Raw genomic sequence first — 22,991 nt, 5'->3', positions numbered from 1 at the left:
ACGACAGCGCGGGATGTCGCTGTCGTTGTTGTGCCTGTCATCCGGGAGCCGGAGAAGATGACAGTGGTGAAAAGAGTTGCAGGCGTTCACAGTATCTACCTGCTACCAGCCTCCGCGGTTCCCGCCAATCCCAAATCTTCACCCAACTGTAATCTGAGCGACATCTGCGCCTTCTACTGTCTGGGCAGGACGGAGGAGGTGCCGCTATGTTTAGTCTCGACAATGTTATCGATGACCTGTGGCCTCAGGCAAAGCCAGCCCCCTGGCAGAAAAAGGTGCTGAAAAAGCTCCTGCATGAGGAAGAGTTTCAGCAGTTTGCCGCGCGTCATCATCACCTGAAAGGACTGGATACGGTCGAACAGGTGCTCGAACATCTCAATATTCGCTGTGCTATCCCGGCGCACGATCTCGAACAAATCCCTGAATATGGCCCGCTGGTCATTATCGCCAACCACCCCACCGGTACCCTCGACGGACTGGCCCTGCTCTACGCGGTGTCCCGCGTGCGCCGCGACGTCAAAGTGGTCACCAACCGCATGCTGACCCACCTTGAACCGCTGAGCTCGCTGTTTATTCCGGTCGATAATATCAACGGCCGAACCGCCAAAGCGGCGCTGCAGCAGATGGACCAGCAGCTGCAAAACGGCGGCGTGCTGATTTTCTTCCCGGCAGGCGAAGTTTCACGCCTCACCCGACGCGGCATTCGCGATAAAAAATGGCACTCCGGATTTATTAAGCTGGCGGCGAAATATCGCGCCCCGCTGCTGCCGGCGTGGATCCGCGCGCGCAACAGCGCGCTGTTTTACGCCAGCACGTTGATTTCCGATAGCTTGCCGCTGCTGCTGCTGATGCAGCAAATGTTTCGTCGCCGCAACGGCAGCCTGCCGGTTAATTTCGGCCAACAGATTGCCTGGTCAAGCTGGTTCGATCCCCAGCGCTCTACGCGCGAGCTGACCGAGCGCTGCTATCACCACCTGCAACTGCTTTCAAAGGGGCAGCCCGGCGTATTTAAAAGCGAAAGCGCTATCGCCCGTCCCGAAGACCGCGCCCTGCTCAAGCGCGAACTGGGCCGGGCGGAAACCCTGGGGCGCACGGCGGACGGCAAAGTGATTTATCTCTGGCAGCGCCACGGCCAGGAAGATGCGCCGGTGCTGCGCGAACTGGGCCGCCTGCGGGAAATCGCCTTTCGCGCGGTGGGGGAAGGCAGCGGCAAACGACGCGACGTTGACGGCTATGACGACGACTATCTGCATCTGATTCTGTGGGATGAAGCAGACCTTGAAATCGTCGGCGCCTACCGCTTTATGCCGACCGCGATGCAGCTGGCAAAGCGCGGCCTGAACGGCATCTACAGCTACAGCCTGTTCCATTACGACGCGCGGATGGACGATATTCTGCAACACGGTATAGAGCTGGGGCGCAGCTTTATCCAGCCGCGCTACTGGGGCCGCCGCGGGCTGGACTACCTGTGGTCCGGCATCGGCGCGTATCTGGCGCGCTATCCGCACTATCGCTATCTGTTCGGCCCGGTGTCGATTTCCGGCGGGCTGCCGCCGTCGGCGCGCGATCTGCTGGTCGCGTTCTATCGACTGTGGTTCCCGGCGACGCATCCGCTGGCGGAGTCGCGCCGTCCTTATCCGGCCTCGCTGCCCGATGTGCTGGCGCAGTTTGGCGGAGAAGATTACAACGACGATCTGGCGCGGCTGAAGTCCCTGCTCGGCAACCTCGGCTGCGCGATCCCGCCGCTGTATAAGCAGTATTCAGAAGTCTGCGAGCCGGGCGGCGTGCAGTTTATCGATTTCGGCAGCGATCCGGATTTCAACAACTGCGTGGATGGGCTGGTGCTGGTGGATTTGACCTATCTGAAGGCCAACCGCTATCAGCGCTATATTGGCACGCATTTGGACGCGCAAAAATCGGCATAAAAGCCTTTTCCCGGAGGCGGCGCGTTTATCGTAGGTTGTATCCCGGCTTGCGGCGCATTGCGCCTTAGCCGGGCTACGGGTTTACAGCGTTCTGCGGACCGATAGCCCGGACAAGGCGCGTCATGCGCTGCCCCCGGGAAGCCGCGCGCAATACCGCTTCCGCTTTTCTCCGCGGCGCGCGGCCGGGCTACACCCATTACCCCGCCCGGTAATAGGGTTTATCCCCGAGAATCGTCGCCCGGTGCATAATGCGCCGCTGCGGCAGGTAATCGGCGTTGGCGTAGTGCTGGGTGACGCGGTTATCCCAAATCGCCACATCGTTCGGCTGCCAGCGCCAGCGTACCTGGAAGTCCGGTTTAGTGACGTGAGCAAACAGGAAGCCGAGCAGCGCCTCGCTCTCTTTCTCCGTCACGTCGACGATGCGGGTAGTAAAGCCCTCATTGACAAATAGCGCCTGCTTCCCGGTCACCGGATGGGTGCGCACCACCGGATGCAGCAGCGGCGGATTTTTCGCCACCGCCTCCAGCCAGCGCTGATGCTCCTCTTCGCTTTTGCGGTATTTGTACTCCTGAAACGATTTGCGGAAATCATGCTCCGCGCGCAGGCCGCTTAACAGCTGGCGCAAAGGCGCGGAGAGCGCCTCATACGCCGCAATACCGCTGGTCCACAGGGTATCGCCGCCGGTCGAAGGCAGCTCTTTTGCCGCGAGGATCGCCCCGGCGGGCGGCGTGTCAATAAAGGTGACATCGGTGTGCCAGTTATCGTTATCCGGCGGATTATCGTCGTGGGTATCGAGAACGATAATCTCATCCACGCCGGGCGCGTGCGGATAGACCGGATGAATATGCAGGTCGCCAAAGCGCAGGGCGAGATCGCGCTGCTGCTCGGGAGTGATGTTCTGCTCGCGCAGGAACACCACCTGATGGCGCAGCACCGCGTGATACAGCTGCTCAAACTGGTTGTCGCTCAGCGGGCGGGTGATGTCGACGCCGGATACCTGCGCGCCAATATACGGCCCCAGCGGGGTAATGCTTAAACGTTCGCTCATTGTACTTCTCCATGCCAGGGCGTCAGGCGACGCTGCAGCGCGCGCAGCCCCAGTTCCAGTAAAAAAGCGATGATGGCAATCACCGCGATACCGGCCAGCACCACATCGGTGGCGAGGAACTCACCGGCGGACTGCACCATAAAACCTAACCCGCGGGTGGCGGCAATCAGCTCCGCGGCCACCAGCGTCGACCAGCCCACGCCAAGCCCAATACGCAGGCCGGTGAGGATCTCCGGCAGCGCGCCGGGCAGGATCACCAGCCACAGCACCTGCGCCCGGCTGGCGCCTAAAGCCTGCGCGGCGCGAATGCGCACCTGCTGGGCGCTCTTAACCCCCGCCAGCGCCGACATCGCCACCGGCGCGAATATCGCCAGGTAGATCAGCAGGATCTTGGAGGTCTCACCGATGCCGAACCAGATCACCATCAGCGGTAAATAGGCCAGCGGCGGCACCGGGCGATAAAGCTCGATCAGCGGGTCGAGGATCCCGCGCACCGTGGTGCTCAGCCCCATGGCGATCCCCACCGGCACGCCGAGCAGCACCGCCGCCAGCAGCGCGATGACGATACGCGTCAGGCTCGCCGCCAGGTGCTGCCAGAGGGTGGCGTCCATAAAGCCCTGCGGACCGGCAATAGCGATCAGTTTCTGCCATACCTGTCCCGGCGGCGGCAGAAACAGCGGACTAATCAACTGCAGGGCGGCAACGGCCCACCAGATAGCCAGCAGTACCACCAGGGTCGCCACGCTCAGGCTGAGCTGACGCGAGAGCGGCCAGCGCCACTTCAGTCCCCGCTGACGCGGTTTGTCATTGATGACCACGCTCATGAGAAAGCCTCCCGTTGTTCAAATACCCGGCTGAGGACGTATTCGCGCTGTTCGATAAACCGCGGGTCCGATTTAATGCTGCGGCAGGATTCACCGGCGACGAAGCGGCGGCCAAAATCGAGGGACAGCCGTTCGAGCACGCGCCCCGGCCCCGGCGAGAGCAGTACCAGTTCGGTGGCCATAAACACCGCCTCTTCGATATCGTGGGTGATCAGCAGTACCTTCTTACCGGTCTCATGCCACAGGCTAAGCAACAGGGTTTGCATCTGCTCGCGGGTAAAGGCATCCAGCGCGCCAAAGGGCTCGTCGAGCAGCAGCAGCTGCGGATTTGCCGCCAGCGCGCGGGCAATGCCGACCCGCTGACGCTGGCCGCCGGAGAGCTGCCAGATAAAGCGTTTTTCCGCCCCTTCAAGGCCCACTTTTTTCAGCATCCGCGCGGCGGTTGCCCGGCGCTGCGTTTTGTCGACCCCGGCCAGCTGCAGCCCGAGCGCGACGTTATCCTGCACGTTGCGCCACGGCAGCAGCCCTTCATGCTGAAAGACCACGCCGCGATCGGCTCCCGGTCCTTCAACCCGCTGGCCTTCGAGGGTGATGCTGCCGTGCTGATAAGGCACGAATCCGGCAATTAGGTTTAGCAGCGTGGTTTTACCGCAGCCGGAGGGCCCCAGCACCACCAGCAGTTCGCCGCTGTCCAGCGTCAGGTTGATATCCGCCAGCGCTGGTTTACCGCCGTAGTCGGCGGAAAGATGCGAGATTTGCAGCATCATGACCCCCTTTACTTTACAAAACGGTCGGTAACGTACTGGCTGTAGTCGCTGCCGGCGGCGGGCACTTTGCCCTGCTCTTTAAGGAACTTCGCGGTGTCGATGATGGCTTTATTCACCGGCCCGTTCAGCTCCTGCGCCTGCTGGGCGGCGGTCAGGTAGGTATTGCCTTTCACCAGCCCCGGCACGTCGGCTTCCGGTACGCCGCTTAAGCGCGCCAGCTTGCTGATGTTTTCCGGCTGCTTCAGCCATTCGTCCGGGTTGGCGATATAGGGTTGCTGCGCGTCAATGGCGCTTTTGGCGAAGGCTTTGACAATATCAGGATGCTTTTCGGCAAAGTCTTTGCGTACTACCCACACGTCCAGCGTCGGCGCGCCCCACTCGCCCACCTGCGACGAGTCGGTGAGAACCGTGCCCTCTTTTTCCAGCGAGTTAACCGCTGGCGCCCAGACGTAGGCGCCGTCAATGTCGCCGCGCTGCCAGGCGGCGATAATCGCCGGCGGCTGCAGGTTAAGGATCTGCACCTGGCCCGGTTTAATCCCCCAGTGCTTCAGCGCCGACAGCAGGCTGTAGTGGGTGGTGGAGATAAAAGGAACGGCGATGCGTTTGCCGATCAGGTCCTGCGGTTTGGTGATGCTCTTCTTCACCACCAGCGCTTCGGAGTTACCGAGCTTTGAGGCCAGCAGAAACACTTCAATCGGCACCTGCTGGGTGGCGGCGACCGCCAGCGGGCTGGAGCCGAGGTTGCCGATCTGCACGTCGCCGGAAGCCAGCGCCCGCACGATGCTCGCGCCGCTGTCAAACTTGCGCCAGTCGACGGTCGCCCCGCTGGCTTTAGCGAAAGTGTTGTCCGCCTGGGCGACTTTCGCCGGCTCGGCGGAGGTCTGGTACGCCACGGTGACGTTGACCGCCTGGGCCTGAAATGCCGCCAGCGCCAGCGCGGCAATGAGTGTGATACGCGATGATAGTGCCATAGTGTCTGCTTCCCATAGTTGTTATGGGTGCAGTATTTCCGGCGCGATGCGTTTGATGAAGTAATTAAAAATTCTTGCTAAGAACAAAGCGTTTTTAGAAAAAAAATGGCAATGGTTAGTTAATTTTCACAAAAACCGCGACCTGGCTTTTATTGCGATTCTGTTACTTGGATTGCATAACTGCGCCTGATTGATTGCCAGCGCAGCGGCGGCAGGCATCATAGAACCATGATGCGCTAAGAGAGAAGAAACATGATTCGAGTGGTGCTGGTCGATGACCATGTGGTGGTGCGTTCAGGCTTTGCGCAGTTACTCAGCCTCGAAGAAGATCTCGAGGTGGTTGGCCAGTTCAGCAGCTCGGCGCAAGCCTGGCCGGCGCTGCTGCGCGACGATGTCGACGTGGCGGTCATGGATATCGCCATGCCGGATGAGAACGGCCTGAGCCTGCTAAAGCGCCTGCGCGCGCAAAAGCCGCAGTTCCGCGCCATCATTCTCAGTATTTACGACACCCCCACTTTCGTGCAGAGCGCACTTGATGCCGGCGCCAGCGGCTATCTGACCAAACGCTGCGGCCCGGAGGAGCTCGTGCAGGCGGTGCGTTCCGTCGGTATGGGCGGACACTACCTGTGCGCCGATGCGCTGCGGGCGCTGCGCGGCGGAGAGCAACCGGCGCAAGTGCTGGAGGTGCTCACCCCGCGTGAACGCGAAGTCTTTGATTTGCTGGTTAAAGGCGACAGCGTCAAGGAGATCGCCTTCAAGCTCGAGCTCAGCCATAAGACGGTGCACGTCCATCGCGCCAACGTGCTGGGCAAACTGCAGTGTCACAGCACCATTGATCTGGTCCATTTCGCCCTCGACCACCAGCTGCTGGCGGGTCATTAATGTCGCGCAGCCTTCGCCACGGGGTGATTTCGCTGTTCATCGTGCTGGCCTGGGGAAGCGGCTGGCTAATGCTGTGGACGCTCGGGTTTTACCTGACCCATAACGGCCAGCAGGCGGCGCTGTTCCTGCCACACGGCGTCTATCTGGCGCTGCTGATCCTGCTTTCGCGCCGCTACTGGCCCGCGCTGGCGCTGCCTCCCATGCTGATGCTGCTCTGGCTGCACGGCGAACAGCTGCTGAACGGCTATCTTCTGCTGGCCGCGCCCTTGATCGGCCTGCTCCCCGCCGGCATCGCCCAGCAGTTCTGGCACCGCTTCCCCCTTTACTGGCAGCGGCTGACGCTGCTGCTGGCCACGGTTACCGCCAGCGCATTACTCAACACCGCCCTGCTGTCGCCGTTTGTGAAAAGCCCGGCGATGATGCTCGGCCTGGCCTCGTTTACCGGCGGCGTGCTGCTGACGCCGTTTGTCTATCTGATCTTTGAATTCCTGCGCCAGCAGCACCGCTACCACCTGCTGGGGCTGGATACCAACAATCCGCCGCTGCGCACCTCGCTGATCATCTGGTGCAGCCTGTTCTTTATCATCGGTATCGGCACCCAAATGGTGCTGTCGCCGGAAATCGAGCGCCTGCTGCTGATTGTGGTATTTCTGCCTAACGTGGTGATGGCGTGGAAGTTCGGCTGGCAGGGCGGCGTCCTTTCCGGCCTGCTGGGCAGCATGATGATCACCATCGCCCGCCAGGTTGGCGTTGGATTCAGCAATCTGGTGGAGCTGGAGATTTTTCTGGCCACCCAGGCGCTGCTCGGCATCGGGCTGGGGATTGCCATCAGCCGCCAGCAGCACCTCGCGCAAAACCTGCACCACTATCGCCAACGGCTGGAAGCGGAGCTGGCGGCGCGGCGGGCGCTGGCCGAAAAGCTGATCCATACCGAAGAGGATACGCGCAAAAGCCTGGCGCGCGAGCTGCACGATGAAATCGGCCAGAATATTACCGCCATTCAGATCCAGTCGCAGCTGGTAAAGCGGGCGCGCGATCCGGCGCAAACTCAGGCCGCCGCCAGCCAGATTAACGATCTCGCCCGACGCATTCACCACTCCACCCGCCAGCTGCTGCGCCAGTTGCGCCCTCCGGCCCTCGATGAGCTGTCGTTTAAAGAGGCGCTGCACCATCTGCTCAATGAGTTTGCCTTTGCCGAGCGCGGTATCCGCTGCCGCTTTGACTACCGGCTCACCGCCACGCCGGAGAGCGAAACGGTACGCTTCACCCTCTATCGGCTGCTGCAGGAGCTGCTTAATAACGTCTGTAAGCACGCCGACGCCAGCGAAGTCGCCATTGCCCTGTTTCAGCAGGGCGCGCTGCTGCGCCTGGAGGTAAAAGACAACGGCATCGGACTTCGCGCCGACCAAATGGCCGGCTTCGGCATTCAGGGCATGCGTGAACGGGTCAGCGCCCTCGGCGGAGAGCTGACGCTGGAGTCGCAGCGCGGCACACGCGTAATTGTTAACTTGCCCACAAATTTGCAACAAACAGCCGGCTAACCAGGAAAAAGTCTTAGTCACTGCGGACTTTCTCTCATCCCCTTTCGATTTCACTTTCATATAGTCAGCAAAACGGAGACGGCTATGCACGCACGCTCAGCAACCGACATCAATCACCATTACCGGACGCTGCGTCCGCAGCTGCTGATGTACATGGTCATCGGATATGCGGCGTTTTACCTGACGCGCAAAAGCGTCAACTACGTATTGCCGGCGCTGCAAACGGATCTGGGGCTGGATAAAGGCGATATTGGCCTGCTGGGGTCGCTGTTTTATCTGACCTACGGCCTGTCGAAGTTTGCCGCCGGGCTGTGGCACGACAGCCACGGGCAGCGCTGGTTTATGGGCGCGGGCCTGTTCGCCACCGGTTTACTGAACGTGGTGTTCGCCTTCGGCGAGTCGCTGACGCTGCTGCTGGCGGTCTGGACGCTGAACGGATTTTTTCAGGGCTGGGGCTGGCCTCCCTGCGCCCGCCTGCTGACCCACTGGTACTCGCGCAACGAACGCGGCTTCTGGTGGGGCTGCTGGAATATGTCGATCAATATCGGCGGGGCGATTATCCCGCTGATTAGCGCCTTTGCCGCCCACTGGTGGGGCTGGCAGGCGGCGATGCTGGCACCGGGGATGATCAGCATGGCATCAGGCATCTGGTTAACGCTACAGCTGAAAGGAACGCCCCGCGAAGAGGGATTGCCTTCAGTAGGCAGCTGGCGTAACGACCCGCTGGAGCTGCGCCAGGAGCGGCAAAGCCCGCCGATGGGGCTATGGCAGATGCTGCGCACCACGATGCTGAAGAATCCGATGATCTGGCTGCTGGGCGTCTCTTACGTGCTGGTCTACCTGATCCGCATCGCGCTCAACGACTGGGGCAACATCTGGCTGACGGAGAGCCACGGCGTCAATCTGCTCAGCGCCAACGCCACGGTGATGCTGTTTGAAGCGGGCGGCCTGCTCGGGGCGCTGTTCGCCGGATGGGGTTCGGATCTGCTGTTCAGCGGCCAGCGGGCGCCGATGATTTTATTGTTCACGCTGGGGCTGATGGTCTCCGTCGCCGCGCTCTGGCTGGCGCCGGTGCACCACTACGCGCTGCTGGCGGTCTGTTTCTTTACGGTGGGCTTCTTCGTTTTTGGCCCGCAAATGCTGATTGGCCTCGCGGCGGTGGAGTGCGGACACAAAGCGGCGGCGGGTTCCATCAGCGGATTTCTCGGCCTGTTCGCCTATTTGGGGGCAGCGCTGGCGGGCTGGCCTCTGTCGCTGGTCATTGAACGCTACGGCTGGTCGGGGATGTTCAGTTTGCTCTCGGTCGCCGCAGTTCTGATGGGTTTATTGCTGATGCCGCTGCTGATGGCGAGCATTACTACCTCTGCTGCTCAAAGGATAAAATAATGAAAAAAACGCTGGTCACTACCCTGATTGCTTCCGGCATTGCGCTGGCGACGTTAAGCGGCGCGGCGCACGCCAAAGGTCGTCTGGTGGTCTATTGCAGCGCCACCAACGAAATGTGTGAGGCGGAAACCAAAGCCTTCGGCGAAAAATATGACGTGAAAACCTCATTTATTCGCAACGGTTCCGGCAGCACGCTGGCGAAGGTCGATGCCGAGAAGAAAAACCCGCAGGCGGATGTCTGGTACGGCGGCACCCTCGACCCGCAGTCCCAGGCCGGTGAAATGGGCCTGCTGCAGCCCTATAAATCGCCGAATCTTACGCAGGTCATGGAGCAGTTCCGCGATCCGGCGAAGCTGAAAGGCAACTACTCCTCGGCGGTGTACGTTGGCATTCTCGGCTTCGGCGTGAACACCCAGCGCCTGAAAGAGAAAAATCTGCCGGTGCCGAAATGCTGGAAAGATCTGACCAAACCGGAATATAAAGGCGAAATCCAGATTGCCGACCCGCAGAGTTCCGGCACCGCCTACACCGCGCTGGCGACCTTCGCCCAGCTGTGGGGGGACGATCAGGCTTTCGATTATCTTAAACAGCTCAACGCTAACGTCTCCCAGTACACGAAATCCGGTATCGCCCCGGCGCGCAACGCCGCCCGCGGTGAAACGGCCATCGGCATCGGCTTCCTGCACGACTATTCGCTGGAAAAAGAACAGGGCGCGCCGCTGGAGCTGATCTCGCCGTGCGAAGGCACCGGCTATGAAATTGGCGGCGTCAGTATCCTGAAGGGCGCGCGCAACCTCGACAACGCCAAACTGTTTGTCGACTGGGTGCTGTCGAAAGAGGCCCAGGAGCTGGCGTGGAAGAAAGGTAAGTCTTATCAGATCCTGACCAACACCACCGCCGAAACCTCGCCGAACTCGCTGAAGCTCGACGACCTGAAGCTCATCAACTATGACATGGATAAATACGGCTCAACGGACGTGCGTAAAGCGCTCATCAATAAATGGGTTAGCGAAGTGAAGATGGGTAAATAAGCCCGCATTGCGTTCATTTGCCGGGTGGCGGCATCAACGCCCTACCCGGCCTACGACACCGGAAAACTTATGTCACACACGCTTGCACTCCATCCCGTGAAAAAGCGGGATGCGATATTCCTTTGGGTTTTATTCGGCTGGCTGGCGTTTGCCCTGCTGCCGAGCTGGAGCCTGGATTACGGTCTGCTGGAGTCCACGAGCGATGAAATTCTCGCGGCCTACGGCTGGTCACAGCTGAATATCAGCTGGCTGTGGTATCTGCTGCCGAGCCTGCTGCTGATTCGTCCATGGCAGGAGGCGAGGCGGGAGCAGCGCAGCCGCCACTATCTCGATGCCGGCTGGGCGTTTTTATGTATGGCGTTTATCGTCGTCAGCGCCACCGTGGAAGGCCGCGGGTTAGGCTACGCCACCATCGTGCTGTTTGTCGCGCTGGGGGCCATCATGACCCTGGCGCTCACCCGCCTGGAATGGCTGGGCGGCGACCGCTTTGTGATCGGTTCGCTGGTCGCCATCGTGGCGTTAATCGGCGTCTTTATCGTCTGGCCGAGCATCGCTATTTTTATCCCGATGTTCACCAACGACGCGGGCGAATTTGCTCCGCTGGCGTTTATGGCCGTGCTGTCGCAGGCGCATATTGTCCAGGTCATTATTAACTCGATCGGCCTGTCAATTGCGGTAGGCGTCGGCTGCACCTTCTTTGGCCTGGTGCTGGCGATTTACACCACCCGCATCGCGAAGCGCAGCGCGATTATCGGCCGCATTTTCTCGATTCTGCCGATCGTCACCCCGCCGTTTGTCGTCGGCCTCGGCGTCACCCTGATGATGGGCCGTTCCGGCTACGTCACCGAACTGATGGTCGACTGGTTCGGCTTAACCAACACCAACTGGCTGTACGGATTTACCGGCATCTGGCTGGCGCAGGTGCTGGCGTTCACCCCGATGGCGTTTATGATCCTCGACGGCGCGATTAAGACCATTCATCCGTCGTTGGAGGAGGCGTCGTACACCCTGCGCGCCAGCCGCTGGCAGACCTTCAACGGCGTCTTCGTCCCGCTGCTGAAACCAGCGCTGGCGAACGCGTTTTTAATCGTCATCGTTCAGTCGCTGGCCGACTTCAGCAACCCGCTGGTGCTCGGCGGCAACTTCGACGTGCTGGCGACGCAAATCTACTTCTATATCACCGGTTCGCAGCTCGATTATCAGGCCGCCAGTACCCTCGGCGCGTTCCTGCTGCTGTTCTCGCTGCTGGTGTTCTGCATTCAGTATATGTGGATCGGCAAGCGTTCGTACGTCACGGTTTCCGGCAAGTCCTATCGCGGCGACGTGCAGCCGCTGCCGGTGCCCCTGGTGTGGAGCGTGATCGCCATTCTGGCGGTGTGGATCGCCTTCAATGCCCTGCTCTACGGCAGCATTTTCTACGGCAGCTTTACCGTTAACTGGGGCGTGGACTACACCCTGACGCTGGATAACTTTATCAAGCTGTTCGGCCAGGGGATGAGTGACGGCGCCTGGCCTTCGCTGCTCGATACTCTGCTGTATGCCGGGATCGCCGCGCCGATCACCGCCGCCTTCGGCCTGCTGATCGCCTGGATCGTGGTGCGTCAGCAGTTTAAAGGCAAAAAGACCATCGAGTTCACCACCATGCTGTGCTTCGCGGTGCCGGGCACCGTGGCGGGAGTCTCCTATATTCTCGCCTTTAACAGCGCGCCGGTGTACCTCACCGGAACGGCGGCGATAGTGATTATCTCGATGGTGATGCGTAACGTGCCGGTGGGCATTCGGGCGGGCATTGCCGGTTTAGGCCAGATCGACAAATCGCTCGACGAAGCCTCGCTCAGCCTGCGCGCGGGTTCCCTGCGCACCATTACGCACATTCTGCTGCCGCTGCTACGCCCGGCGATCCTCTCGGCGCTGATCTACAGCTTTGTGCGCGCCATTACCACCGTCAGCGCCATTGTGTTCCTCGTGACGCCGGACACCCGCGTCGCTACCGCCTATATCCTCAACCGGGTGGAAGACGGCGAATACGGCGTGGCGATCGCCTACGGATCGATTCTGATCGTTGTGATGCTGGCGATTATTTTCCTCTTTGACTGGCTGATCGGGGAAGCGCGTATCTCCCGTTCAAAAGCCAAAAACCAGGCGTAATGGAGCGCTCTATGAGTCAGAAAAATTTTGTTGAGCTGCGCAACGTCACCAAGCGATTCGGCAGCAACATGGTTATCGACAATATCAACCTCACCATCCCGCAGGGGCAAATGGTGACGCTGCTCGGCCCTTCCGGCTGCGGCAAGACCACCATCCTGCGCCTGGTGGCCGGGCTGGAAAAACCGAGCGAAGGGCAGATTTACATCGACGGTGAAGACGTCACCCATCGCTCCATTCAGCAGCGCGATATCTGTATGGTGTTTCAGTCGTACGCCCTGTTCCCGCATATGTCGCTGGGGGATAACGTCGGCTACGGCCTGAAAATGCTTGGCGTGCCGCGCGGCGACGTGAAAGCGCGGGTGAAAGAGGCGCTGGCGATGGTCGATCTGGAAGGATTCGAAGACCGCTATGTCGATCAGATCTCCGGCGGCCAGCAGCAGCGCGTGGCGCTGGCGCGCGCCCTGATCCTCAAGCCGAAGGTGCTGCTGTTTGACGAGCCGTTGAGTAACCTCGACGCCAACCTGCGGCGCAGCATGCGCGATAAGATCCGCGAACTGCAAAAGCAGTTTGATATCACCTCGCTGTACGTGACCCACGATCAGAGCGAAGCCTTTGCGGTTTCCGATACCGTGCTGGTGATGAACAAGGGGCATATCATGCAGATCGGCTCGCCGCAGGAGCTTTACCGCCAGCCCGCGTCGCGCTTTATGGCGAGCTTTATGGGCGACGCCAACCTGTTCCCGGCCGCCTTCAGCGAGGATTTTGTCGATATTTATGGCTATCGGCTGCCGAGGCCGCCGCATTTTGCCGCCCACGGCGAGGGCAGCGTCGGCGTCCGCCCGGAGGCGATCACCCTGAGCGATCGCGGCGAGGAGAGCCAGCGCTGCACGATCCGCCACGTGGCCTATATGGGGCCGCAGTATGAGGTGACGGTAGAGTGGCACGGGCAGGAGATCTTATTGCAGGTTAACGCCACCCGTCTGCAGCCGGACGTCGGCGAGCACTATTATCTCGAAATCCATCCGTACGGGATGTTTGTGTTAGCGGACGCTGGGTGATTGAGGCCGGGTAGCGCTCACGCTTAGCCGGCCTACGGTTCGTGCAGGTTGTAGGCCGGGTAAGGCATCAGCCGCCACCCGGCGCAAACTCAACGCCGCGCGTTCAGTTCGGCAATATCCTTCGGCGTCGTGCGGCAGCAGCCGCCAATCAGCTTCGCCCCCGCCGCCAGCCACTGGGGTAAATATCCCGCCAGCGTTTCACAGGCTTCGCCGTGGTGATGCCAGGTTTTGGAGACCGGGTCATAGTGCTCGCCGGAATTAGGATAAACCACCAGCGGCAGCGCCGTCAGGCTATGCAGATGCGCCAGCGCGGCGGTGGTGTTCTCCAGCGCGATACAGTTAATTCCCAACGCCACCACCTGCGGATAGTTTGCCAGCACACCAATTACTTCCCGCAGCGGCGTGCCGTCGCTGAGGTGCTGCGCATCGCGCAGGGTAAACGAGAACCACGCCCGCGCGCGCGGATACGCGGTCAGCAGCTCCGCCAGCGCTTTAATCTCGGCGAAGTTGGGTAGGGTTTCGCAGGCCAGCAGATCGGCCCCGGCGTCGAGCAGCGCTTCCACGCGCGGACGATGAAACGCCTGAAATTCTTCATGGCTGCGGAGATAATCGCCGCGATACTCCGAGCCGTCCGCCAGGTAGGCGCCGTACGGCCCGACCGAACCGGCAACCAGCAGCGCGCCCGCCTGCGGGTTTTCCGCCAGGTACGCCTCCCGCGCCTTGCGGGCCAGCTCGACGCTTTTGCCGATCAGCGCTTTCGACTGCGCTTCATCCAGCCCGCGGGCGGCAAAGCCCGCCGGCGTCGCCTGATAGCTGGCGGTGATCGCCACCTGCGCGCCGGCGCGGAAATAGTCGAGGTGAACTTCGCGGATAAGCTCCGGGTTGTCGACCAGCACTTTCGCCGACCACAGGCTGTCGGCAAGATTACAGCCGCGCGCTTCCAGCTCCGTCGCCATCGCGCCGTCCAGCAGGATAAAGGGCCTTGCGTCAAGGAGGGCGGTTAACGGATTATTCTGCGACATGTTGAGGCTCCTGAGTGAGTTTCCGTGAACGAGTCAGATAATACGCACCATAACACAGGGCCACGAACGGGATCCCGCACCACAGCGCAATCCTCTGACTCGGGTCAAACGCCAGACCCACGCAGGCCACCAGGCAAAGGACAAATCCCAGCGCCGGCACCAGCGGATACCACGGCGCGCGGTAGTGCAGTTCGCTTAGCGCCTTCCCCTGCTGCAGATGACGGCGGCGGAACATAAAGTGCGAGGCGCAGATGCTCAGCCATACCGCCACCACCGCAAAGCCGGAAATCGCCGACAGCGCGACAAACACCGTATCCGGGGCCACGACGCTGGAGAACAGCGCCAGCACGCCGCCGAGCATGCTCACCGAAATCGCCGTCAGCGGCACGCCGTTCCTGGTCAATTTGGTAAAACAGGCCGGCAGCGTGTTTTCATTGGAGAGCGACCACAGCATCCGACCGGAGGCGTAGAGGCCGGAGTTGGCCGCCGACAGAATCGCCGTCAGGATCACGAAGTTAAAGATATCCGCCGCGTAAGGAATGCCGACCTTTTCGAACACCAGCACAAACGGGCTCTTCTCTACCCCCGCCTGCTGCATCGGGATCAGCGCCGCCAGCACGAAGACGGTGCCGATAAAAAAGATAATCAGCCGGGCGATGGTGGTGCGAATGGCCACCGGAATGACTTTATGCGGATTTTCCGTTTCCCCGGCCGCAATGCCGATAAGCTCGGTGCCGGAGAAAGCGAAGTTGACCGCCACCATGGTCATCAGGATCGGCAGACCGCCGTGCGGGAACCAGCCTTCGGCGGTGATATTGCGCAGCCCCGGCGCCGGCGAGCCATCCTGCATCGGAATAATGCCAAAGATCGCCGCCCCGCCGAGAATGATAAAGGCAATAATGGTGATCACTTTCACCAGCGAGAACCAGAATTCACCTTCGGCAAAGAAGCGGGTAGAGATAACGTTGAGGGCGAAAATCACCGCGCAGAACACCACGCACCAGACCCATACCGGCACCTGCGGGAACCAGTACTGCATGCAGAATCCGGCGGCGGTGAAGCTGGAGCCAAGCGCCACGGTCCAGGTCAGCCAGTAGAGCCAGGCCACGGTATAGCCGGTCGCCGGGCCGAGATAGCGTGCGGCGTAGACGTGAAACGCCCCGGTTTCCGGCATCGCCACCGAGAGTTCGCCCAGACACTGCATCACCAGCCAGACCACCAGCGCGCCGATCAGATAGGCCAGCAGCGTGCCCGCCGCTCCGGTGGTGGAGATGATATAGCCGGTATTAAAGAATAACCCTGTGCCAATAACGCCACCCAGCGACAGCATGATCAGGTGGCGGGTCTTCATGGTGCGCTTAAGCTGCCCACCTTGTTGTTGTGTTGTTTGCATTTGACCTCATGGGCGTATAGACATCTAAACATCCAGATAAGAGATTCCTTATACCCCGCCTATCGCCAAATTGCAAAGCCGCCGGGCCTGTCATCTATGCATTCGCCCAAATCATCATCGCCACTTATGGGCAGAATAACGACAAAAGAGAAATCGTGATCGCCGCACTCAACAAATCAAAACACTGGTGCTAATTTTACAAAACAATAAACCAGAAAAGGATAATGCCATGATACCCCGCGCTTTGCCTCTGTGGGCCGCCGCTGCCGCCGTCGGCCTTCTACCGCTGCACGCCGCTCAGGCCGCGAGTTCCGTGAAGTTTCCCGATAAAGTCTGTGATATCACCCACTACGGCGCAGAGGGCCACCGGCTGCAAATCGCGCTCAACACCGATGCCATTCAAAAAGCGATTGATGACTGCGCTGCCGCCGGAGGGGGAACGGTGCGGGTGCCGAAAGGCAATTTCCTGACCAACCCGCTGTTTCTGAAAAACAATATTCAGCTTAAGCTGGAGAAAGACGCCACCCTGGTGGCCTCAACCGAAGAGGCCGCCTATCGCGGCGATGATAAAACCCGATACGCCGAAGCGGAGAACGGCTGGCTGCCGTTTATCAGCATCGCCGACGCGCAAAACGTGGCCATCGTCGGTGAAGGCACTATCGACGGCCAGGGCGCGGTATGGTGGGAGCGCTGGCGGGAAAATATCCGCGCCACCGGCAAGAAAGGCGGTACCGACCGGCCGCGGCTGATTTATATCACCCGCGCCAGCAACGTGCTTATTGACGGCGTGACCCTCACCCATTCACCCAGCTTCCACGTCGTCACCCGCTACGCGCACGATGTCGATATCAACGGCACGCGTATTCTTTCACCGTGGCATGCGCCAAACACCGACGCCATCGACCCTATCGATAGCCAGAATATCCGTATTACCAACAACTATATCGACTGTAACGACGACCATATTGCCATCAAGGCGGAGAAAGCCGACCCGCGCTTCCCGGACGGCGTGGTGGATAACATCTATATCGCCAACAACACTCTGAAGCAGGGGCGCGGGATCTCCATCGGCAGCGAGAGCGCAGGCGGCGTGAATAACGTACTGGTGGAAAATAATACTTTCGAAGGTTCGATGTACGGCATTCGAATTAAAAGCCCGCGCGGCAAAGGCGGCGAGGTAAAAAATATCGTCTACCGCAACACCAGAATGCATAACGTTGAGGTGCCGCTGGTGTTCTCCGCCTATTACAAAGCCGCGCCGATTGTGCAGGCCGAGGTCGATAAGCTGCTGCAGGCGGGCGGCTTTACCCTCGGCGAGCAGATCTATCCGCCGGACAGCGACCCGAAACAGCCCTTCGACAAATACAAGACCCCGCACTTCAGCAATATCACCGTTGAGAATTTAACCTCCACCGGCGACAGCAAAGCGGCGGCCTATATTATCGGTACCCCGGAAGCGCCGCTCAGCGGTTTCCATTTTAGCAACGTCAATATTGAAGCCGACCGCGGCCTGCGCATTCGCAACGCCGAGCTGGAGAGTAAAGGACTTAACCTGCAGGTGAAAGCAGGCCCGGTAATTCAAAAAGACGCTGGCGCCATCGTGCACCAGTAACGCCACATTTGCGGGCAGCTGCACCACGGCGACTCTCCCGCCGGGCGCGGTCTGCCCCTTTTTTGATCCTCGTTGGCGTAGAGCCTATCCCAACAGGCGTAATCGTTGCAGACAGTTTGGACACGGACAGCGCGCAAGAACCGGAACGTACACGTAGTACGTGAGGACTCTGAGCACTGCCCAGGGCCAAACTGGCAAATAAGATAGCCCTAATGGGATAGGTTCTTAAACCGCCGCGTTTATCAGCGGTATGCCCTGGCATTCTCTTTGCAACTCTCCCGATATCTTTATCTGGCGAGGCAACGAACATGACAGAGCAAACCACAACGCTAAAAAGAACGCTCGGCAGTTTCCGCTTATGGGGGATCGCCGTTGGGCTGGTTATTTCCGGGGAGTATTTCGGCTGGAGCTACGGCTGGTCCCAGGCCGGGACGCTGGGCTTTATGATCGTCGCGCTGGCCATCGCCGCGATGTACTGCGCCTTTATTTTTAGCTTTACCGAGCTGACCACCGCCATTCCGCATGCGGGCGGGCCATTTGCCTACGCCTACCGCGCCTTTGGCCCGACCGGCGGGTTTATCGCCGGCTTCGCGACCCTGATTGAATTCGTCTTCGCCCCGCCCGCCATCGCCATGGCCATCGGCGCCTACCTTAACGTGCAGTTTCCGGCGCTCGAACCCAAATGGGTAGCCTGCGGCGCCTATATTATCTTTATGACGCTGAATATTCTCGGCGTGGGCATTGCCGCCACCTTTGAGCTGGTGGTGACGTTATTAGCGATCTTCGAGCTGCTGGTATTTATGGGCGTGGTCGCGCCGGGCTTCTCGTGGAGCCACTTTACCGCTAACGGCTGGGCGGGCGCGGAGAGCTTCAGCGGCCTGGCGCTGCCGGGCATGTTTGCCGCCATCCCGTTTGCTATCTGGTTTTTTCTGGCGATTGAAGGCGCATCGATGGCCGCCGAAGAGGCTAAAGATCCGCAGCGCACCATTCCCCGGGCGCTGGGCGGCGGCATTCTGACCCTGACCGTACTGGCGATTGGCGTGATGATCTTTGCCGGCGGCGTGGGCGACTGGCGAACCCTGGCCAATATTAACGACCCGCTGCCGCAGGCGATGAAAATGGTGGTCGGCAACAGCAGCGGCTGGCTGCATATGCTGGTGTGGCTGGGGCTGTTCGGCCTGGTGGCGTCATTCCACGGCATTATCATGGGCTACTCGCGACAGATTTACTCGCTGGCGCGCGCGGGCTATCTCCCCGCCAGCCTGGCGACGCTGAACCGCCGCACCCGCACGCCGCATCTGGCGATCCTCGCCGGCGGCGTGGTCGGCATCGCCGCCATTTTCTCCGATTCGCTGATCACTATTAGTGGGATGCCGCTGACCGCCTGTATCGTTACGATGTCGGTATTTGGCGCTATTGTTATGTATATCACCTCGATGGCGGCGCTGTTTAAACTGCGCCGCAGCGAGCCGAAGCTGATTCGACCGTTCCGCGCGCCGCTCTATCCGTGGGCGCCGGCCTTCGCCCTGGCGATGGCGGTACTCTGCCTGGTGGCGATGGTCTGGTACAACCCGCTGCTGGCGCTGATTTTCGCCGCCATGATGCTCGGCGGCTATCTGTGGTTTCGCAAGACCGCAGCGGCCCGCCAGCGCGCGGCGGTGGATCCGCAGCTGCGTACGGTCTCCTGAGGAGGCGACACATGTATAAAACTACGCTATCGGGCCAGGTATGGCGCTTTGATAGTCTGAAAACGCTGATGGCGAAAGCCTCTCCCGCGCGTTCCGGCGACGCGCTGGCGGGGGTTATCGCCGGGTCCGCCGAAGAGCGGATGGCGGCAAAAATGGCGCTGGCGGAGGTTCCGCTCACCGAGATTCTCGATAATCCGCTGATCCCCTACGAGCAGGATGAGGTGACCCGGCTGATCCTCGATACCCACGACGCCCGGGGCTTCGCGGCGATTCGTCATCTGACGGTCGGCGATTTTCGCGACTGGCTGCTCGACGACGCCACCGACGAAGCGGCGCTGCGCCAGGTCGCCCGCGCGATAACCCCGGAGATGGCCGCCGCGGTCAGCAAGCTGATGCGCAATCAGGATCTGATCCTCGCCGCCAGCAAATGCCGGGTGGTGACCCGTTTTCGCAACACTATCGGCCTGCCGGGGCGCCTGAGCGTGCGCCTGCAGCCCAATCACCCGACCGATGATATGAAAGGCATCGCCGCCAGCATGCTCGACGGCCTGCTGTACGGCGCCGGAGACGCGGTGATCGGCATTAACCCGGCCAGCGACAGCCTGCCGGTGCTGGCGCAACTGAACCATATGCTCGACGATATTATTCAGCGCTTCGCCATCCCCACCCAGTCGTGCATTTTGACCCACATCACCAACACCCTGCAGCTGATTGAACGCGGCGCGCCGGTGGATCTGGTGTTCCAGTCGGTGGCCGGTACCGAAGCCGCCAACAGCGGTTTCGGCATTAATCTGGCGCTGCTGCAGGAGGCCAAAGAAGCGGCGCTTAGCCTGAACCGCGGCACGCTGGGCAACAACGTGATGTATTTTGAAACCGGCCAGGGCAGCTGCCTTTCCGCCAACGCCCACCACGGCGTTGATCAGCAGACCTGCGAAGCCCGCGCCTACGCCGTCGCCCGCCATTTCGAGCCGCTGCTGGTCAATACGGTGGTGGGCTTTATCGGCCCGGAGTATCTGTACGATGGTAAGCAGATTATCCGCGCCGGGCTGGAAGATCATTTCTGCGGCAAGCTGATGGGGCTGCCTATCGGCTGCGACGTTTGCTACACCAATCACGCCGAAGCGGATCAGGACGATATGGATACCCTGCTGACGCTGCTGTGCGCCGCCGGACTGACCTTTTTGATCGGCGTGCCGGGGGCTGACGATATTATGCTCAACTACCAAAGCACTTCGTTCCACGATGCCCTTTACGCCCGCCGTCTGCTGGGTTTGCAACATGCGCCTGAGTTCGCCGACTGGCTAACGAAGATGCAGATTATTGACCGCCACGGCGCGCTGCGTCTGACCGATGCCCGCCATCCGCTGCTTTCCGTCCTGCCGCAAGGAGAACCGGTATGAACCCTCCCGACGCCTGGAACCCGCTGCGCGAATTTACCGATGCGCGGATTGCGCTGGGCCGCAGCGGCGCCAGCCTGCCGACCCGCGAAGTGCTGAATTTCGGCCTCGCCCACGCCCGGGCGCGCGACGCTATCCACCAGCCTTTCGCCAGCGACCAGTTAGTCCAGCCGCTGGTGGAGCTGGGGCTGTCGACGCTGACCGTGCGCAGCGCCGCCAGCGATCGCCATATTTATCTGAATCGCCCGGATCTCGGGCGACAGCTGAACGAGGAGAGCCGCGCCGACCTCGCCGCCAGCGGCGCACGCCCCGCCGACCTGCTGCTGGTGATTGGCGACGGGCTGTCGTCGTACGCCGTGCAGCGCCAGGCGGTGCCGCTGATCCGCGCTCTGCTGCCGTACCTGAAAACCCTCGGGCTGAGCCTCGCCCCGGTGGTGCTGGCGCACCAGTCGCGGGTCGCGCTCGGCGATGATATAGGCGAAACGCTGAAGGCCAGAGCGGTGGCGATATTAATTGGCGAAAGGCCCGGGCTCTCCTCGCCGGACAGCCTCGGGGTGTATTTAACCTGGCAGCCGCATCGCCAGCGGCTGGAGTCGGAGCGCAACTGTATTTCTAATATTCGTCCGGAAGGGCTGAGCTTTGATGCCGCCGCTTTTAAGCTGGCCTGGCTGCTGGAGCAGGCCTTTTTGCGGCGGCTTACCGGGGTGCGCCTGAAAGATGAAAGCGATAATCCGGCGCTGCATGGAAAAATAAAACCTTTGAGCCAATTAAAATAATAAGTCACGCGAGCAGCAGAATAGATTTTTAATATTATCGGGCGCACCTGAATATTATATTCTGGCGCGCGCTAAAATTGCGGATTTTCCAGGCCGGGTAAGGCGTCAGCCGCCACCCGGCAAAATGCGTTCAGCGTACCCAAAACAGGGTTGTCATCAGCCTTATGCCCTTTCCTGCAGGTAATAAGAATATTGCATGAGTAAAAATGAAACGGACGTTGTAAGGTAATTCTGCGCATTAAATATATCTCGTTATCTATTCAACATAACAGCCAATAATTCGCCGGGTACGCTGGCGAATTATTTTTCAATGTTATGCAGTCATTGATGGTTAAAGATAAATAATCGACCGACGGTGAGGTAGCAATGAACAAGTTTTCCGGGAAAGCGTCTTTAATGGCCACGCTGGTTGCCGCGTGGGTCGGTGCCAGCAGCGCGCAGGCGGCTGAAATTAAAATCGGCGTGGTATTGCCGCTGAGCGGCGCGCTGAGCGGCTACGGTCAGCCTTCGCAAAAAGGGCTGGATATTATCCAGAGCATTACGCCGACGTTAAAAAACGGCGACACCGTGAAGCTTATCGTGATTGACGATAAGAGCGACAAGGTCGAAGCCGCTAACGCCATGCAGCGCCTGGTCTCCAGCGATAAAGTCGACGCGGTGATCGGCGAAGTCACCTCCTCCAATACCCTGGCGATGACCAAAATCGCCGACGACAGCAAAACGCCGCTGGTCTCCTCAACCGCCACCAACGACCGCGTCACTCGCAACCATCCTTACGTCAGCCGGGTCTGCTTCTCCGACAGCTTCCAGGGCGTGGTCGGCGCTAACCTCGCCTCGCGCGATCTGAAGGCCAAAACCGCCGCCATCGTCTTCGACAGCAGCAACGACTACTCCGTCGGCCTGGCGAAGGCCTTCCGCACGCAGTTCCTGAAAAACGGCGGCACCATACCTATCGAAGTTCAGGCCCCTGGCGGCAGCAAAGACTTTAAGGCCCAGTTGGCCAGCGTGAAGGCGAAGAACGTCGACATGATTTATATGCCGATTTACTACACCGAAGGGGCGCTCATCGCCGTACAGGCTAAACAGCTGGGGCTGAGCAAACCGGTGGTCGGCGGCGACGGACTGGCGGCGGATCAGGTCTTTTTTGACGTTGGTAAAGACGCGGTCAACGGCTATATGACCACCGACTACTACTCGCCGAACGCCAAAGAGCAAACGCCGGCGGGCGAGGTGTTTATCAAAGCCTGGGAAGCCAAATACCAGCAGCCGACCCATACCTGGGGCGCAATGGCGGCGGACGCTTATAACGTCATTATCAACGCCATGAACCAGTGCAGCGACCCGCACGACCGGGTTTGCGTTAACGAAAAAATTCGCGCCACTAAGGACTTCCAGGGCGTGACCGGCACGCTGACGTTACAAAACGGCGACGCTATCCGCAGCGCGGTCATCAACGAAGTGAAGGATGGCAAGCTGGCGTTTCGTACCGTGGTTAATCCTTAAGGTTTTATAAGGGATATCA

At 60.3% G+C, this 22,991-nt stretch carries 19 protein-coding genes; 12 read left to right on the top strand and 7 right to left on the bottom strand.

Annotated elements, in window-relative coordinates; translation table 11 throughout:
* Positions 1-206: 206 nt before the first annotated feature.
* On the top strand, positions 207-1,925 hold the full coding sequence (locus CMQ96_RS26980; protein ID WP_098067590.1) for a lysophospholipid acyltransferase family protein: 1,719 nt from the start codon (positions 207-209) through the stop codon (positions 1,923-1,925).
* Positions 1,926-2,121: 196 nt separating this feature from the next.
* Here the strand turns inward: CMQ96_RS26980 and tauD are convergent, their stop codons facing one another.
* Genes tauD through tauA form a run of 4 tightly spaced genes read right to left on the bottom strand, consistent with a single transcriptional unit; the run spans position 2,122 to position 5,535 of the window.
* Positions 2,122-2,973, bottom strand: a complete 852-nt coding sequence (gene tauD, locus CMQ96_RS26975) for a taurine dioxygenase (RefSeq protein ID WP_004133713.1) — start codon at positions 2,971-2,973, stop codon at positions 2,122-2,124.
* Positions 2,970-3,797, bottom strand: coding sequence for a taurine ABC transporter permease TauC (tauC, locus tag CMQ96_RS26970; RefSeq protein WP_098067589.1), 828 nt, complete (start codon positions 3,795-3,797; stop codon positions 2,970-2,972). The genes tauD and tauC overlap by 4 nt, the downstream gene beginning before the upstream one ends.
* Positions 3,794-4,561, bottom strand: a complete 768-nt coding sequence (gene tauB, locus CMQ96_RS26965; protein ID WP_024359085.1) for a taurine ABC transporter ATP-binding subunit — start codon at positions 4,559-4,561, stop codon at positions 3,794-3,796. The genes tauC and tauB overlap by 4 nt, the downstream gene beginning before the upstream one ends.
* 11 nt (positions 4,562-4,572) lie before the next feature.
* Positions 4,573-5,535 carry a taurine ABC transporter substrate-binding protein gene (gene tauA / locus CMQ96_RS26960; protein ID WP_098067588.1) on the bottom strand — a complete coding sequence of 321 codons (963 nt, stop codon included), beginning with the start codon at positions 5,533-5,535 and terminating at the stop codon, positions 4,573-4,575.
* A 252-nt stretch (positions 5,536-5,787) separates the two neighbouring features.
* Between tauA and CMQ96_RS26955 the strand changes: the two genes are divergently transcribed.
* The 6 genes from CMQ96_RS26955 to fbpC all read left to right on the top strand — a co-directional run bounded on the left by CMQ96_RS26955 (position 5,788) and on the right by fbpC (position 13,581).
* A complete protein-coding gene (locus CMQ96_RS26955; RefSeq protein WP_004133720.1) occupies positions 5,788-6,417 on the top strand; it encodes a response regulator transcription factor in 630 nt (209 codons plus the stop codon).
* On the top strand, positions 6,417-7,958 hold the full coding sequence (locus tag CMQ96_RS26950; protein WP_064371480.1) for an MASE1 domain-containing protein: 1,542 nt from the start codon (positions 6,417-6,419) through the stop codon (positions 7,956-7,958). Before CMQ96_RS26955 ends, CMQ96_RS26950 begins: the two co-directional genes overlap by 1 nt.
* A gap of 60 nt (positions 7,959-8,018) precedes the next feature.
* Positions 8,019-9,344 carry an MFS transporter family glucose-6-phosphate receptor UhpC gene (gene uhpC / locus CMQ96_RS26945; protein WP_224239970.1) on the top strand — a complete coding sequence of 442 codons (1,326 nt, stop codon included), beginning with the start codon at positions 8,019-8,021 and terminating at the stop codon, positions 9,342-9,344.
* The gene (locus tag CMQ96_RS26940; protein WP_004133724.1) at positions 9,344-10,375 is read left to right on the top strand and encodes an ABC transporter substrate-binding protein; all 1,032 of its coding nucleotides are present in this window, start codon (positions 9,344-9,346) and stop codon (positions 10,373-10,375) included. The genes uhpC and CMQ96_RS26940 overlap by 1 nt, the downstream gene beginning before the upstream one ends.
* 69 nt (positions 10,376-10,444) lie before the next feature.
* Positions 10,445-12,523 (top strand): iron ABC transporter permease, encoded by a 2,079-nt coding sequence (locus tag CMQ96_RS26935; protein WP_098067587.1) that lies wholly within the window; start codon positions 10,445-10,447, stop codon positions 12,521-12,523.
* A gap of 11 nt (positions 12,524-12,534) precedes the next feature.
* Positions 12,535-13,581 carry a ferric ABC transporter ATP-binding protein gene (gene fbpC / locus CMQ96_RS26930; protein WP_004133729.1) on the top strand — a complete coding sequence of 349 codons (1,047 nt, stop codon included), beginning with the start codon at positions 12,535-12,537 and terminating at the stop codon, positions 13,579-13,581.
* 89 nt (positions 13,582-13,670) lie between these two features.
* Here fbpC and mmuM read toward each other — a convergent pair whose 3' ends face one another.
* Positions 13,671-14,603, bottom strand: coding sequence for a homocysteine S-methyltransferase (gene mmuM / locus CMQ96_RS26925; protein ID WP_024359089.1), 933 nt, complete (start codon positions 14,601-14,603; stop codon positions 13,671-13,673).
* Positions 14,590-15,996 carry an S-methylmethionine permease gene (mmuP, locus tag CMQ96_RS26920; protein ID WP_024359090.1) on the bottom strand — a complete coding sequence of 469 codons (1,407 nt, stop codon included), beginning with the start codon at positions 15,994-15,996 and terminating at the stop codon, positions 14,590-14,592. The genes mmuM and mmuP overlap by 14 nt, the downstream gene beginning before the upstream one ends.
* A gap of 229 nt (positions 15,997-16,225) precedes the next feature.
* Between mmuP and CMQ96_RS26915 the strand changes: the two genes are divergently transcribed.
* The 4 genes from CMQ96_RS26915 (at position 16,226) to eutC (ending at position 21,469) form a co-directional block, all read left to right on the top strand.
* Entirely contained in the window at positions 16,226-17,608 is a 1,383-nt protein-coding gene (locus CMQ96_RS26915) for a glycoside hydrolase family 28 protein (RefSeq protein WP_098067586.1), read from the top strand.
* Between the two features lie 308 nt (positions 17,609-17,916).
* A complete protein-coding gene (gene eat / locus CMQ96_RS26905; protein ID WP_098067585.1) occupies positions 17,917-19,296 on the top strand; it encodes an ethanolamine permease in 1,380 nt (459 codons plus the stop codon).
* Positions 19,297-19,307: 11 nt separating this feature from the next.
* The gene (locus CMQ96_RS26900; protein WP_098067584.1) at positions 19,308-20,696 is read left to right on the top strand and encodes an ethanolamine ammonia-lyase subunit EutB; all 1,389 of its coding nucleotides are present in this window, start codon (positions 19,308-19,310) and stop codon (positions 20,694-20,696) included.
* Positions 20,693-21,469: an ethanolamine ammonia-lyase subunit EutC gene (eutC, locus tag CMQ96_RS26895; RefSeq protein ID WP_049089388.1), complete on the top strand. Its 777-nt coding sequence runs from the start codon at positions 20,693-20,695 to the stop codon at positions 21,467-21,469. The genes CMQ96_RS26900 and eutC overlap by 4 nt, the downstream gene beginning before the upstream one ends.
* 260 nt (positions 21,470-21,729) lie before the next feature.
* On the opposite strand, the gene CMQ96_RS28740 is transcribed toward eutC, so the two are convergent.
* The gene (locus CMQ96_RS28740; RefSeq protein ID WP_162685300.1) at positions 21,730-21,873 is read right to left on the bottom strand and encodes a hypothetical protein; all 144 of its coding nucleotides are present in this window, start codon (positions 21,871-21,873) and stop codon (positions 21,730-21,732) included.
* On the opposite strand from CMQ96_RS28740, the gene CMQ96_RS26890 reads away from it, so the two are divergent.
* Entirely contained in the window at positions 21,866-22,972 is a 1,107-nt protein-coding gene (locus CMQ96_RS26890) for an ABC transporter substrate-binding protein (protein ID WP_024359092.1), read from the top strand. The two genes, CMQ96_RS28740 and CMQ96_RS26890, sit on opposite strands and share 8 nt — an antisense overlap.
* Positions 22,973-22,991: the final 19 nt, after the last annotated feature.

Origin of the sequence: Klebsiella sp. MBT K-1, from assembly GCF_002556465.1 — a bacterium.
Taxonomy (GTDB): Bacteria; Pseudomonadota; Gammaproteobacteria; order Enterobacterales; family Enterobacteriaceae; genus Klebsiella; species Klebsiella grimontii.
Note: the sequence above shows the minus strand (reverse complement) of the source record. Positions and strands in the feature narration are given on the sequence as shown.